Source organism: uncultured Chloroflexus sp., from assembly GCF_937951745.1.
Taxonomy (GTDB): domain Bacteria; phylum Chloroflexota; class Chloroflexia; order Chloroflexales; family Chloroflexaceae; genus Chloroflexus.
In genome coordinates, this window is record NZ_CALFBQ010000071.1 from 16,289 (window position 1) to 31,485 (window position 15,197).

The following is a 15,197-nucleotide window of genomic DNA, read 5'->3' on the forward strand; positions in this document are numbered from 1 at the left end:
TACCGCAACTTCATGGTTCGAGGGGAAGCGTTACCCGCACGGTCAGGCCACCCTGTTCGCCTTCAAAGACGGCGAGCTGGCCGTCGAATTCCGCGACTCGGTAGCGCAGTGCACGCAGAGCATGCAAATGCGGACGCTCATAGGTGCCATCGAGCAAACCAACGCCATCATCTTCGACTTGCAACGTCGCCGCCTGATCATCAATATGGAGCCAGACCTTACATGACGAGGCGTGGGCATGGCGGCGCACATTCGCCAGCGCTTCTTGAGCGGCGCGCAACAGCACCCCTTGTTGGGCCGCCGTCAACTTCTGCACCGCACCATCAATCTGGCACGCCACTTGTAAGCCGCCGCGCTGCCGTTCACCATCAACTAACTGGGTGATGGCAAGGCGCAGGTCTGGCCGTAACGAGACCGCAGGCGCCAATTCGGCCCCGCGCCGGCTGCCAGATCCGGAAATGGATGGCGGATACCATTCCGGCGCTGTCCCGATGTGCTCGCTACCCGGTAACGTTGGGCGGCGCAACGCTGCTGGCGGGGCTGAAGCATCGAGGTGTAACAGCGTCCGCCCTCGCGCACGATCCGGCGGCATGCGCCGCCACGCCGCGAACGCCGCCCAACCCAGCGCGAAGAGCAGCGGCACACCCGCCCGCATCCCAGCCAGATCGGTAATGCCGAGGATTGAGCCGCCGATCAAATGCAACAGCCCAGCTCCGATCCCGCTGATCAGCGCGCCTTGCCAACTAAACAGTAACGCTGGCGCAATCAGGCTGCTCAAGGCATACGGCCCAAACGGCAGCAAGCCACCGCCACTCAAGATGACCACCAGCCAGCCTAACAACACATCAAGGATGAGTAACACTGGCCGGCGTTGCATCAGGCGCAGATAGCCCTCTGCTTGGCGAGTAATCACGAGCGTGACTAGCAATACCACTAGCAAGAGACCAGCGTGTTGGGGAAGACTCGCAACTGCGTAGCCGGGTAAGGTCAACGCAAGCCCGGCAATGAGCCATGCCAGCCAGCGATAACCGGCGAAGAGAAAGACGGGGTTGAGGCGCTGTCGCCACTCATCAATCATGTGTCGCACGCGCTTTCTCCCGGCGGCGGCCGGAAGGATGAGGTCGCCGCGATGAATCTGGGGTACGATCAATAAAGCATGAGTAAGTGTAGCAGAAAGCCTGCAACGCGGCAAGACCGATCTTCACGACACTTGTTTGGAAGATTGATGATGCCTAGAGCTAGCCCAAACAGACGGCGCTTCAGTGATCACAACCAAGCGACAAGCATCGCGTTAAGAGTCTTTATTGCAATCACTACCAATCTCAGCTATGGCCCGGCGCAGTCGCCACCACCTTAGCGCAATGACATATATGCCACACCGCCTACCAATGCTATCCCCACAAGGCTGTATTCAAGCAGAAGCCGACGATTCAATTGACCGATACAGGCATAGCCCAACAATCCGACGACAACATACAATACCGTCACCAACACCACTCCCGCCAACAGAAAGGTGGTCTGCCAATAGTTGAGAGCCCACATCAGCTCGGCGATCCCGATGCCGGCAACCAGCGCCACCCCAAACGAAACCGGCCGGCGCTGGATGTTGAGCAGCGCATAGATGAGGAACGCAGATACCAACGCCACCATTGTCGCCGAATAGAGCGTGCGATAGCGCGTATAGTAAATCGCGCTAAAGCTGCCAAACGCGATGAGATAGCCGATGATATGCAACACGATCTGCGCCGGCGTATGGATCTCGGCCCGCCGGTCGAGACTAAAATATTGCGCCGCGAGTGTCACGATTAACATCCCGGCAGTGACTATCAACGCTAGCAAGAAGGCCGTCCCGCCCAACACTGAATTGAAGAGTTGCCAGAAGGCGTAGGCTGCTACCACACTCAGCCCCGGCAGGAACCAGAATGCTGGAGTTACACTGCGTAATGGCCCGAACGAACGGACAATCCAGTTCATCGGGTGCGGATGCGAGCGCGCAACCCAATCGGCGCCCATTGCCGCTAACAATGCTAGTGAGCCGATTAACAACCATGATAGGCTGATTTCAGGTAGATCGCCGCCAAACGCAAAGCGTGGATTGACCGTACTGGTGTCGATGAGAAACACGATTACCAGCCCGATTGTGACGATAAACGCAATCGTAACAATCTGCTCATAACGCGGTTGTGGTGATTGCACGCCCCGTTCTCCTTAAATGAGTAGAAACTGTTTCATTTGAAACAATATTGACACGCCAGTCATAGTCATGTTATAGTTGCATGTAGCAGGAATTATACGGTAGACAACTATTACTCCTGTTTGCCTAGTGACACTATTTTATTTGACTCCTACCCCTGCGCCTCCAGCGCACTAGTGAGGAGACAGCGATGAGCCTCTCCACCGAGCCTACCGGACGGCAGCAGAGTAGTGAGACGACGCCTGAGCTTGAGGCATATACCTTGCTGCGTCAGGTTCACTCGATGCTCGAGACGTACAATCGCTACGATCTGCGCGGTGAGGATTTGACGGTTCCGCAATTTATGATCCTGAATTATGCGTCGCGTAGCGGTGTGCCGCTCAGCGAGATCAGCGCACGCATGATGTGCGACAACTCCAATTTGACCGGTATTGTCGATCGTCTGATCGCCAAAGGGTATGTCGAGCGCCGTCCCGATCCGAACGATCGCCGGGTGAGCCTCATTTGCCTCACCGAAGCCGGCGCTGAGAAATTGCGTAATTTGCGCCCGCGCCATCACGAACGCTTGCGCAGGCGGATGCGTTCGCTCTCTGAGCACGAGGTGCATCAATTGCGCGAATTGCTGCGCTCATTGTATAGCGGGTTGCTTGCGCCAGTTGAGGATGACCGCAATGGGCAAGAGGCGAACGACTAAGCCCTGCCATTTATCCCACGCTGAGATAATCCCGGCCCGGTTGATAGCCCATCTCCGCTAACCAGCCATCGATCAAGTCGCGCGCGCCATGGTTGGTGACGTACACCAGCACGAATGGCCGTGGCTGGCGGTCGAGCCATTTCGGTGCATGCACCGGCGCGCCCCAAATGGTTTGGCCGATTTTGGCTGGATCAATATCGATCCATGCCGCTGGCGGAAAGCCGCGTTCGATCAGCCGGCGCGCCCGTCGGCGCGTAACTCGGCCTGCCCCCCAATAAACCAGCGCCCGCCCGCTGTGTAGCCGTGGATCATTGGCTAAGAAACAAGCCCGTAATTCGTCAAAAGCGGCGCGGGCATAGCGCGGATCGGTGCGCGTCGCGCGATCGGGTCGCTCGCGCCAAGCCAGCAGATTGCGCGGTAGTTTGGCCATCTGCAACCCCGCTGCATGCATCCGTAGCCACAATTCGTAGTCTTCGGGCCACGGTTCATTAGTGTAACCGCCCAATCTCTGCACTGCCTCGCACCGGAACATCACCGAGGGGTGAGCAAAGGGCGACTCAACGTAGATCTCAGCCGCCACCTGTTCCGGTGTAAGCACCCGATTCTGCCAACGCAGGTATTCGCGTAAACCGGCTCGCACTTCCCGCGCCGGAAAAGCCACCACCCGGCTAGCAATCAGAGCGAGCTGAGGCTGCGCCATTAAGGCCTGATATTGCAGCGCCAGCCGATCTGGGTGCATCACGTCATCAGCATCCATCCGGGCAATGATCGGCGCGCGTGCTAACGCAAGACCGAGATTGAGCGCCGCCGTCAATCCGATCCGTCCGGCCTTGATCGGCACGATCCGCGCGTCACCCGCCGCCGCTGCGGCGACAATGGCCGGCGATTCGTCGTCAGAACCATCGTCAATCGCCAGCACTTCGTAGTCTGTGAAACGCTGCCGCGCCAGCGAACGCAAACAGGCCGGCAAGGTCGTTGCCGCATTGCGGATGGGCAAGATGATTGAGATACGTGGTACAGTCATGAATATGTAACGCAAAGGCGCAACGAGCGCCAAGGACATTGAGGATGGTGACTAACGAGTGGAAAAACCACCCCAATCCCAACGCTTTGCGCCCTTGGCGTCCTCTGCGCCTTCGCGTTTCACCCTCTACGGCGTAGGGAGACGGACGAACGTCCGTCTCTACATACCACGCTCATCGCCGGACGCCGTGCCGCTAACGCTCTCTAACAACATTTCGGCCACATCGCGCCGCTGCAACGTCTCGGCGCGACCGGTGTTCTTGGCCGCATCTTCAAACATCACCATGCAGAATGGGCAGGCAACCGCCAGCGTCTGCGGTTGCGGCGCAACGAGCTGTTCCAGCCGGATCACATTCACATTGCGCTCACCCCAGCGTTCTAGCCAGACGTTGCCGCCGCCGCCGCCGCAACACATTGCCCGCTCGCGGTTGCGCTCCGGCGCTTCGACCAGCTCAAGGCCGGGGATGCTACTCAGCAAGCTGCGCGGATCATCGTAGATGTCGTTGTAGCGCCCGATATAGCAAGGATCGTGGTAGACTACGCGCTCTCTCACCGCTTTGGCCGGCTTGAGTTTGCCCTCGCGCACCAAGCGGGCCAAAAACTCGGTGTGATGGACGACCTCGTAATCAATGCCGGCCCGCCCGCCGAACTGCGGGTACTCGTTCTTGATACTGTTGAAGCAGTGGGCGCAGGTGGTGACGACCGTGCGGAACTTGTATTGGTGCATAGTCTCGATCGCCTGTTGGGCTTGGGCTTGAAAGAGCATCTCTTCGCCCATGCGACGGGCCGGGTCGCCAGTGCAGCACTCCTCTTCGCCGAGGATGGCGAAATCAACCCCAGCTTGTTGCAGCAGTTGCACCATGGCCCGCGCCACTTTGCGCGATCGTTCGTCATAGCTCGGCGCACAACCAACCCAATAGAGCACCTCGACCTGCTCTTTCTCGGCTAGCACTGGCACATCTAGCCCTTCCGTCCACGCGCTACGCTCGCGGGCCGGCAGCCGCCATGGGTTGCTCTGCCGCTCGATCCCTTCTAGCACCCGCTTAACGCCTTGCGGTACCTCGCTCGCGATCATCGTCAAGTGGCGACGCATGTCAACGATGTCATCAACGTGCTCGATCATCGCCGGGCATTCATGCACGCAAGCATTGCAGGTGGTACAAGCCCACAGCTCCTCAGGTTCGATCAACGTGCCAATCAATGGCATCGTCTCGGCAGTCACGCCGTTACCATTCAATTCGGCCAGCTTACGCACCGTGCCATCTTTGAAATGGATAGGATCGCCGCGCTGCAAGTCGGCTAGCTTGGTGATGATGTACTTCGGCGAGAGCAACGCACCGCTGGCATGAGCCGGGCAGACACTCTGGCAGCGACCGCAACGCATACAGGCATCAAGATCCATCCGCCGCTTCCACGTCAGATCGGCCAGCGTCGTCACACCTAGACGCGGCTCGTCTTTCTCGATCTCAGCCTCAAGGTTGGGGATCGGATCGAGCGCGCCTTTTGGTTGCAAGTCGCGGAAGAGTGTATTCAGCGGCGTGTAGATAATATGGCGGAACTTGCTGAACGGCAGCGAGGCCATGAATAGGCCGGTCGCGGCAGCGTGGGTATACCAAAGCACCGGATGGATGGCGAGCGCCACCGGACTACCGTCACCGAGGCCGATTGCGCGGAAGATGGTGGCTAGCGCAAAGCCAACATACGCCAGCTTGGCCCACTCTTGCTCGTAAACCGGCACACCGCCGATAGTCTGGTTCGCGATCCGCAACCCCTCGATGAGAAAGCCGCCAATCCCCAAAAACAACAGCACCCCCAACACCCAACTATCGGTGCGCCGGTTATCGAGCCGGTCAGGCTTGGTGCGGTAGCGCCGCCACGTTGCCCACAGCAAACCGGCGACGAAGGCTAAACCGAGCGTATCGAGGATGAACTCATACGCCTTGTAGAAATCGCCGACCAAAATCTTGCCGGCCTGCTCACCCATCAGCGGAATGGTAAAATCTTCTTCGACCGCAATAATATCGGTGCCGATGAACAGAGTGAGAAAGCCAAAGAAGATCAAAGCGTGCATCACGCCGGCCCGGCGGTCGCGCAGCACCTTCTTTTGACCAAGACTCTGGCGGGTAAACTCAAGCAAGCGGGTGATCGGATTGCCGATCCGGTTGGCGGGCCGTCCGCGTCGCCAACGGGCGATATCGCGCAGGATGCCCCATGCCATCACCGCAGTGGTAATCAGAACCGTCAAGTAGAGGAACGTTGCGCCAATCGTATGGTCAATGTTCCAATAGATCTCGCGGATCGCGATAATCTGCTCTTGCTCCATTGCCTTTCTCCGCACAAATGCCGGCGCCCGGAACTGGGCCGATCATAGCATTCGTGCTGCAAAGCGTCAATGCGACAAGGATGGCATACGACATCACGCTCGAAACGCCGCCAGTACCGGCACCCTTCTGCATCACTCGGCAAAGGCCACCAACGCCCCCCGCACCACGACATTGACCCGTGTGCCCACTGGCACATCGTGCCACGGGGCCAGACGCGCTGTGATCATAGCACCGTCGCTCAGGCGCACCTCGTATCGCACATCGGCACCGAAATAGTTACGCTCGACGATCTGGTGCGGCGATTCGTCATCGACCTCTAATTCGATCGCTTCGGGCCGGATCATTACGCTGACCAAGCCATGGTGCGGGGTCAGCAACGGCAGGCGCCCGATCACGCTCTGCGCAACCAGACCGTGCGCTTCCGCTGGAATAAAATTAGCAGCACCGACAAACGAAGCGACGGCGCGATTGGTCGGACGCTCATACAGGTCACGCGGCGGTGCAACCTGCACAATCCTCCCGTTGATCATGACCCCGACCAGATCGGCAATGCTGAGTGCCTCTTCCTGATCGTGAGTGACGAAGAGAGCCGTCGCGCCTTCGCGGCGCAGAATCTGGCGTACTTCATTGCGCACCGCCATACGCAATCCGGCGTCGAGGTTCGAGAAGGGTTCATCGAGCAAGATCAAGGTCGGACGGGGAGCCAAGGCGCGTGCCAGTGCCACTCGTTGCTGCTGCCCGCCCGACAATTCGTGCGGCATGCGCCGGCCAGCATCAGCCAACCCCACCAACGTCAGCAACTCATGCACCCGCGTCTCGCGTTCAGGACTACGCGGCAAGCCGTAGGCCACGTTTTGCGCCACGCTGAGATGGGGAAAGAGGGCGTAATCTTGAAACACCATCCCCACTCGACGCTGTTCGGGAGGGATGCCAGCCCCGCATGGCCCCACCACCGTGCGCCCGCCGATCATAATGACACCGCTATCGGGCTGCTCGAAACCGGCAATCAGGCGCAGCAACGTGGTCTTGCCGCAGCCCGATGGGCCGAGCAGGGCCATAAACTTGCCGGCAGCCAGCTCGAGACTGACTTCATTGACCGCCGTGAGCGATCCGTAATGGCGGCTCAGGCGTTGAATGGAGAGCGCGGTTGTTTCGATTGAGATCATGGTTTACGGATGGCGTAGAGGGCAGAGCGGCGCTCGGCCCGCACAATACGGATAGCGTAGAAGGCAGAGCGGCGCGCTGCCTGTACCGGTCTTTCGATTCGGATTGTAACATACCCGTGAAAGTTGTTACCCATTTACTTCGCACAATACAGGCGCATGGTATAGTTGAAGATAGAGAGCAGCGAAGGCGCTGCTCGTGACGAGGCGTCAGGGAGGTAGCGTTATGTTTGTTGGCGAGCGGATGTCGCATCCCCCGATTACGGTAACTCCAGAAACGTCGATCCACGATGCAATGCACTTGATGCGTACCGAACATATCCGGCGCGCGCCGGTGGTTTCCCACGGTCGTCTGGTCGGTATTGTCTCGCTGAAAGACCTGATCAACGCCTCGCCTTCGCCAGCAACGACGCTGAGCGTGTGGGAATTGAACTACTTGCTAAGCAAGCTGACGGTTGACCGCGTGATGACCCGCGATGTCTATACGGTTTCGGTTGACACGCCGATCGAGGAAGCGGCGCGAATTATGGCCGACCGACGGGTAGGCGGGTTGCCGGTCATGCGCGGGAATGAGCTGGTCGGTATTATTACCGAGACCGATCTATTTAAGATCTTTCTTGAGCTCATGGGCGCACGCAGCCCCGGCATCCGGGTGACGGTGAGCATGGCCGATGAACCGGGATCGCTCGCCAAACTCACGGCAGCGATTGCCAATAGCGGCGGGAATATCATTGCGCTTGGCACCTTCGCCGGCGAGACGGCGGCTATGTCGGAAGTGACCTTTAAGGTCAGCGGAATGGCGATCGATCAGGTGCGCGAGGTGATTACGCCAGTGGTGGCGAAAGTGATAGATGTGCGCGAGACGCATCCATAATAGCAGCGCGGTAGGCACAACGTCTGCGTTGCCCCTACCGCGTGACCCACGGCAACATTGCACGGTAAATCGTCATCGCGCTATCGACCCGCAATGGCAACGAGAGGATTTCGCTCTCGTTGCCGTTGGTATCAATGGCCTGATAGCGCAAGCGGTATTCGCCATCGGCCAGCGCCTCGATCTCGATCACGTTATCAGTCGTGGTAATCCACGTTTCGCCATCCCACGAGTAGCGTAGCCGCGCGCTGCCGCCGCCTAAATCAGATGCACTTAGCCGTAGACCGGTGAGTGTGCGGAAATGTGATCCAACCCCCTCACCTTGGGCCAACCCATCACGCACAAGCTCAAAATCGTCAGCCCCCGGCGCTTTGACCCGGTAGCCAACCGCTGCTCCGCCCTCCAACTCAAAATATTTGATCGCAAGCGTATGCAACCCGGCAGTGAGCGAGATAGTGCCGGTCACCGTCGTAAAGGGATGAATACCAGCATTTGCGACAACCAGTTGCTCGTTGACCCACAGCCATGCCCCGTCGTCGCTGCTCAGCTCGAAGGTATATTCACCGCTCACCGGCGCGACAAAGGTGCGAGTCTGTTCGATCAGAAAGTGGTTGCTCAGGCCGGGCAACGGCCCGCCGCCACCCCAATCGCGCAACTCGCCATACCAGACGAAACTGCCGAGCAGTGCGCCACGCCGGATGCTGAGCGGGTTTTGCGTGCGGGCAAGCAGCCGTTCCGGGGTGTTGGCCAATTCGTACACCATCGCCAGCGGTTGCAAGCTCTCATTATAGCGGGCCGGCTGCGGCGGCTGCCGTTCCGGCGTGATCGTAATCTGCTGCTCAGCTTGTGCCGTGGTCACGTAGGCCACATACTCTTGGATCGCGCCAGCCCGCAGCGTCACCGTCCCCGGAGCCCGGAACCGCACATAGCCGACAATGGTCTGGGTTTGGCCGGGGTCAAGCCGCCCGCTGATCCCCCATCGCCACGGGTAGCCACCGGTTGCGCCGGCGCAGCTTACCTCGCGATCTACCGGCCCCAACATCACCCGGAAGGACCCAGCTTCTTTGGGAAAGGTTGGGTAACTCTGATTAGGCGCGCCAAGGAAGCATTCGCCTTCATCGTAGACGTACCCTTCGCGCTCGAACGTGCCGGCGCTGAGATCAAACACACTTCCCCCCAGTGGATCTTGGCCATAGATCGGTGCTGCGCCGGCATTGCGCACGGTAAAGCGCACCGGCAATACCTCGCCAGCGGCAATGGTTGTGGCGCCATACTCCACCGCTACTAGTTCAAGGCGCTGGTTAGCGGTATCAATCGGCTGCCATTGCATGGCATCAAACAGCACGGCCCGCCGGTCGCTTAACGGTTCGCCAGTCAGATCCGAAAGAGATATGCTCGCAGTGCTGCCGGCAAAGTTATACACCCCGAGCTCGACCCAACCTTGCTGAGTCGCTTGGTCAACCACCCGTTCGACCACCCCGTTGGCAGTCGTGATCCGGTAGCGCGCTTGCCGGCTGGGATTGAGATTGGCGCAATTGGCCGGAATATGCACCAGTACCCGATAGACGCCGGAGGCCGGCAGATTGGGTCGCCACGTTGCCCAGTTGGCACTTGCGGATGGTTGATTGGTGGCGTAGGTATAGAGCGCGCTGCCGCCATAGCCGCAGGCGCTCTGATACCACGTAGCGTTGCTGCGCGTAAAGCCGCTCTCGTGTTCTTCGATCACCAGATCGCCGTTGTCGGGTTGGCTTTCGCCGGCAAGCCGGGCCTGCACCCGCTGGCGAACCAGCGGCAACAGGTTAAACAACCGGTCGCCGGGGCAGGTAGTGTAGCCGTTAGGGGTAACCTGCCGGTGGCCGCTGATATGGTCAATCACGGCGCCGGGATTGAAGGGAGCACAGTAGCGCGAGATCGAGCAGCCGTAGTAGAAGCTGCGCCCCATCGGATCGATCCGCTTTTGATCTGCTTTCCACGCCAGTAGCGCCACGAGCGAGTCAATCGCAGCCGCGGTTGGCTCAACCGTGCTATAGTTACCGATCAGCGAGACCCCCATTGAACCGTAATTGGCCGTATCGTGAAAGCCAACCACATCATCGCCGCCAGCCCGCCCTTCGTAGATCACGCCATCGGGGTCGATCAGATAGTTATAGCCGATGTCGCCCCAACCACGGGTATACGTATGGAACGACCAGATCGAACGCACCACATCAACCCACGTCTGGCCTTCGGCCAAGGTATTTGAGCCAGCAGTATGGTGAACCACCAAATGGCGCACCGGGTAATAGGCTGGCGGTGCTTGCGGGCTGGTCTGGCCGTGCGGATTGCCCCATGCCGTGCGGCTCACTACCGGCGGGCGCGAGACGGCGGCGACTTCCGCGGATGGCGTTGCCACCGGAACCGCCGGGCCAAACCGGCTATCGACCGTGTTGACCGCAACCGAGCGAAACGCGGCAGGATCATTAGTTTCAACCCGCACCTGATACCAGTTCCGATCTTCACCGGCATAGACAATCTCGCTCCAGTGCAGATCATCGCCATCACCAGCCTGCCAGAGTTCCTCATCCTCGGCCACAATGGCCCAATCACTCCACATCACACCATCGCTGCTCACCCGTACCATCACGACCGGCGCACTAGCCGGATCAGCCGTCCAGTTCAGCAGCAAATGGGTAAACGGGCGCGGCGCGGGAGTCGGCGCAGTTTGATACCCGCTAGCGGTTGCCAACAGAGGCAGAGCGGCTGCCGGTGCGGTCGTCATATCGGTGGCAAAGAGCTGCGTATCGGGCCGGCCATCGGCATTGGCAGCCGGGGCTGCCGGCACCGGCGTTAACGGCAGAAGCAGCGCCCAGAGGAGGCCGATGGAGAGGAGAAGACGAATGCCCGTAATCATCGTACACCTCGGCGAATAGGTTTTCATCTGCCCTCATTCTAACGATAGCTCGTCGTAAAAGCGAGAGGCTGGGGTGACGAATCGATGACAGCCACCCTGTAAGCCATCCGTCATCTGCACCCGATTGCTGATTGGGGAAACTTCTGTTACCATACACAAAGGTTTAATTAACCAGTCAACCAAACCGTGCTCTGAGCTTCATCGCCATATTTGCCAGCGTTTATGAACGCCATTCGCTCAAGCATTCAACTCAAAATCCTGCTGCTGCTGCTCGGTCTTGCCTTACCACCGCTGATTATCGTCGGCTGGCTCGGACTGAGCAGTTTGAATATTGCCCGTGAAACGGCGGTAGTCGAGGGCACGAATGGTCTACGCCAACAGGCCACCTCCAGCTTGCGCCAGCGCGCCGCCGACAAAGCGCAGTTGTACGATACGGCGTTGATGAGCGTGCAGCAACAAGTCGAGACAGTGGCCGGGTACGCACTCGATCGTTATAATGTGCCGGTCATCGCCTTCAGCAGCGACCGGGTATGGATCGCGCCGCGCCCCACCGATGACTTGCTGCGCCAATACGCCAATCAAGCAGCCTACGTGCGCCAGATGATCCCCCTCCTGCGTGAAATGGTTGCGAAGAATCCACTCGTCAACATTGGGTACATTGCGCTGGAAGAGGGTGGGATCCTCGCGTTTGACAACGAAGCGGTCATTGACCAACTACTGACGCTCGAAGCGTTCGACCCGCGGGTGCGCCCGTGGTATCGCAAAGCGCGTGACGCCGGCGCAACGGTGTGGACGGAACCATACGTTGATGCCAATACCGGTTTGCTCGCCACAACCTGCGCCAGCCCGCTCTACGACCGGCAGGGCCGGTTTATCGGGGTGGTAGCGTTCGATCTCCTGCTCAAGACCATCCAGCAAGACCTCCTTACTGTTGATGTTGGTTCAAGCGGATATGCGTTGCTGATTAATGCCGACGGCGATGTGATCGTGCGCCCAGATATGCGAGCTAATGTGCGGTGGGATCAACCGTACCGCACCGAGAATCTGCTCGAGTCAACCAATACCGATCTGCGCGCTGTGGCTGAAATGATGGTTGGCCGCCAATCGGGGGTGCAATTGATCCAAGAGCAGGATCAGGCGAGCTATGTCGCCTTCGCGCCGATCACCACTGCCGGCTGGAGCGTAGCTCTGATCATTCCCGCGAATGAAATTGACGCCCCTGCGATCACCGTCGGCCAGCGCCTCAGCGAGAGCCAGAGCCGGCTGTGGAACCAATTAGTGGCTGTGTTGCTGATGATCATTGTCACCATCAGCATGCTTGGCCTCTTGCTTTCGCTCTCGTTCACCAACCGGATCAGCGTGCTGCGCGAGGGTGTGCAAGCGGTAGCCGGCGGCGATCTGACTCAACGCCTTCCCGCTGCGGGTAGCGATGAGATTGGGCAGTTGGTCGATGCCTTTAACCGCATGACCGACACTTTGCAAAGCAAGATTGCCGAACTCGAAGAAAACGCGCGCCAATTGGCCACCCTGAATGCCGTCTCGAACGAACTGAAAGGCATTCTCTCGTGGCCCGTCTTGCTCGAAACGATCCCTAAGGCCGTGCGCGAACGATTTGGCTTCGATCGGGCCGTGCTCTATCTGGTTGACGGCGAAGTCCTGCGCGCGGTCAGCGCCTCATTCGGCCCCGGCAACGAGTTGCAAGCGCAGCAGTTTCTGGCGGTGGCAAACGCGAAACCGCTGCGGCTCGATGGCAATAGCGTCGAAGCTGATGTGGTGCGCAGCCGGAAGGCGATAATCGTTGATAATCCATGGGAGAATCCTTGGGTTGATCAGACCAAGCAGGCTGCTTCGGCCAGCCGGTCGTATGTGCAAGCCCCTATCTTCGGGCGCAACGATGCGGTGATTGGGATCATTTCCGCCGATTACAAACTGAGTCAGCGTCCGGTGCAGACCCGCGACGCCGCGCAATTGCTGATGTTTGCCAGCATGGTCGGCCTGACGATTGAGAACGTACAACTGTACAACGACCTCGAACAACAAGTAGCGCAACGTACTGAAGAGCTGCGCGCTGCGCTCGAACGGGCGCAACTCGCCGACCGGCGCAAGAGCGATTTCCTCGCCAGTATCAGTCATGAATTACGCACGCCGCTGAACGCGATCATCGGCTTTTCGACCGTCTTGCTCGACGATACCGACCAACCGTTGACGCCGACCCAACGCGAAGATGTGCAGAGTATCAATCGCAATGGGCGGTTCTTGTTGCACTTGATCAACGAACTGCTTGATCTGGCACGCATTGAAGCCGGTCACCTAAATCTTGAAATTAGCCCAGTTGATCTGCAACAGGTGGCCGGTGAAGTGTGTGACACGGTGCAGACACTGTTGCGCAACCGTCCGGTTACGCTGCGCAACGCCTTACCGGCGACGCTGCCTAAGGTAGCGGCTGATAGTGACCGGTTGCGCCAGATTCTGTTTAATTTACTCTCGAATGCGATCAAATTTACCGAACGTGGTACTATTACAGTAAGCGCGCAAATGTATGATGAGGTCAATGGCGATGGTAAAATTGAGCGGTACGTGGCGGTAAGCGTCTCTGACACCGGCATCGGTATTCCGCTCGAGCGGCAACAAGATATCTTTGGCGAGTTTGTGCAGATCCATGGCCGGCGTTCACGCCTCGGTGGCACAGGGCTAGGGTTGGCGATTACCCGCAAGCTGGTGCTAGCCCAAGGCGGCCGGATCTGGGTTGACAGCACACCGGGTATTGGGTCAACGTTCACCTTCACCTTACCCGTTGCCCAATCAGCGTTGCTTGCTGCGCCGGTTAGGGCCAATGTCGTCATGTCATGAGCCAACCAGCACAGATCTTATACATCGAAGATAATCCTGATAATCAACGTCTGGTGCAGCGGGTGCTCAGCGCTCGCGGCTATCAGGTAGTGATTGCTGAAGACGGGCCAAACGGGTTGGCGCTCGCCCGTACAAGCCATCCGACGCTCGTGCTTGTCGATCTCGGCATTCCCGGCCTCGATGGCTACGAAACGACCACGCGCCTACGCTCGCTGCCGCATTTGCGTGGCGTGCCGATTATTGCCTTGACCGCTGATGCATCGCCGGGCTCGCGCGAGCGGGCCTTGGTCGCGGGGTGCGATGGCTATTTGAGCAAGCCGATCGATGCCCGTGCACTGCCGGCCCAAATCGCCGAATTCATCGAGGGGCGGCGCGAACGATTGCCGGAAACGATGGAGACGGCGCTGCTGCGGTCGTATAACCAAAAACTGGTTGAGCGGCTAGAGGCGCGGGTACGGGAGTTGACAATCGCCAATGCCCAACTGCAAGACCTCGACCGGCTTAAAGATCAGTTCCTCGCCACCCTCTCGCACGAATTGCGCACCCCGCTTACCTCGCTGCTTGGTTATCTCGAACTCTTCGATCGCGGCATGCTTGGCCCGCTCAACCCGCAACAAGAAGAAGCGGTGCGCGTGATGCGGCGCAGCGGCGAGATTTTGGCGCGTCAGCTCAACAATTTGCTCTACTTTCAAGAGATCCGCAGCCGCGCGCTCAACTTTGTGGCCTTGCAGCCGCTTGATGTGCTGCGTCCGCTGATCGCGATGTTCCGTGAACGAGCAGCGCAGGCGCAGTTGCAGTTCGATGTGGCACTCTCGGATATCCAACCGATTGAGGTTGATCGATCAGCATTTGAGCATTTAGTGCGCAACTTGCTGGATAATGCCTTCCAGTACAACAAACCGGGTGGGAAGGTGTGCTTCATTGTGCGCGATGAGCCGACCCGCTTGATTATGCGGGTAGAGGATACTGGGATCGGGATCGCGCCCACCGAACACGAAAAGATCTTTCTCCCCTTCTATCAGGTTGATCATTCGTTGGCCCGCGGCCATCCCGGCAGCGGACTTGGGTTGGCGATTGTGCGCCATATCGTCGAAGCGCACGGTGGCCAAATCGCGTTGCGCAGCGCGCCGGGTGAGGGCAGCGCGTTCACCGTCGCCATCCCGCGCCGGTCGGTAGGGGTATAGCACC

At 59.0% G+C, this 15,197-nt stretch carries 10 protein-coding genes; 4 read left to right on the plus strand and 6 right to left on the minus strand.

What is annotated here, in order from left to right; genetic code table 11:
• Nucleotides 1-10: 10 nt before the first annotated feature.
• The gene (locus tag Q1A59_RS15550; protein ID WP_298400723.1) at nt 11-1,078 is read right to left on the minus strand and encodes an ATP-binding protein; all 1,068 of its coding nucleotides are present in this window, start codon (nt 1,076-1,078) and stop codon (nt 11-13) included.
• 275 nt (nt 1,079-1,353) lie between these two features.
• The gene (locus tag Q1A59_RS15555; RefSeq protein ID WP_298400541.1) at nt 1,354-2,196 is read right to left on the minus strand and encodes a hypothetical protein; all 843 of its coding nucleotides are present in this window, start codon (nt 2,194-2,196) and stop codon (nt 1,354-1,356) included.
• 188 nt (nt 2,197-2,384) lie between these two features.
• On the opposite strand from Q1A59_RS15555, the gene Q1A59_RS15560 reads away from it, so the two are divergent.
• Nucleotides 2,385-2,888, plus strand: coding sequence for a MarR family winged helix-turn-helix transcriptional regulator (locus tag Q1A59_RS15560; RefSeq protein ID WP_298400544.1), 504 nt, complete (start codon nt 2,385-2,387; stop codon nt 2,886-2,888).
• A gap of 10 nt (nt 2,889-2,898) precedes the next feature.
• On the opposite strand, the gene Q1A59_RS15565 is transcribed toward Q1A59_RS15560, so the two are convergent.
• From Q1A59_RS15565 to Q1A59_RS15575, 3 genes are all read right to left on the minus strand, one after another.
• On the minus strand, nt 2,899-3,912 hold the full coding sequence (locus Q1A59_RS15565) for a glycosyltransferase family 2 protein (RefSeq protein WP_298400547.1): 1,014 nt from the start codon (nt 3,910-3,912) through the stop codon (nt 2,899-2,901).
• A 159-nt stretch (nt 3,913-4,071) separates the two neighbouring features.
• Nucleotides 4,072-6,234, minus strand: a complete 2,163-nt coding sequence (locus Q1A59_RS15570) for a heterodisulfide reductase-related iron-sulfur binding cluster (protein ID WP_298400550.1) — start codon at nt 6,232-6,234, stop codon at nt 4,072-4,074.
• Nucleotides 6,235-6,366: 132 nt separating this feature from the next.
• A complete protein-coding gene (locus Q1A59_RS15575) occupies nt 6,367-7,401 on the minus strand; it encodes an ABC transporter ATP-binding protein (RefSeq protein ID WP_298400552.1) in 1,035 nt (344 codons plus the stop codon).
• A gap of 223 nt (nt 7,402-7,624) precedes the next feature.
• Between Q1A59_RS15575 and Q1A59_RS15580 the strand changes: the two genes are divergently transcribed.
• Nucleotides 7,625-8,272 carry a CBS domain-containing protein gene (locus Q1A59_RS15580; protein ID WP_298400554.1) on the plus strand — a complete coding sequence of 216 codons (648 nt, stop codon included), beginning with the start codon at nt 7,625-7,627 and terminating at the stop codon, nt 8,270-8,272.
• Nucleotides 8,273-8,306: 34 nt separating this feature from the next.
• On the opposite strand, the gene Q1A59_RS15585 is transcribed toward Q1A59_RS15580, so the two are convergent.
• Nucleotides 8,307-11,159 (minus strand): N-acetylmuramoyl-L-alanine amidase, encoded by a 2,853-nt coding sequence (locus Q1A59_RS15585; RefSeq protein WP_299645214.1) that lies wholly within the window; start codon nt 11,157-11,159, stop codon nt 8,307-8,309.
• Nucleotides 11,160-11,381: 222 nt separating this feature from the next.
• Here Q1A59_RS15585 and Q1A59_RS15590 point away from each other — a divergent pair, with 222 nt between their 5' ends.
• On the plus strand, nt 11,382-14,009 hold the full coding sequence (locus tag Q1A59_RS15590) for an ATP-binding protein (RefSeq protein WP_298400558.1): 2,628 nt from the start codon (nt 11,382-11,384) through the stop codon (nt 14,007-14,009).
• A complete protein-coding gene (locus tag Q1A59_RS15595; protein ID WP_298400560.1) occupies nt 14,006-15,193 on the plus strand; it encodes a hybrid sensor histidine kinase/response regulator in 1,188 nt (395 codons plus the stop codon). The genes Q1A59_RS15590 and Q1A59_RS15595 overlap by 4 nt, the downstream gene beginning before the upstream one ends.
• The last annotated feature ends 4 nt before the right edge of the window (nt 15,194-15,197 follow it).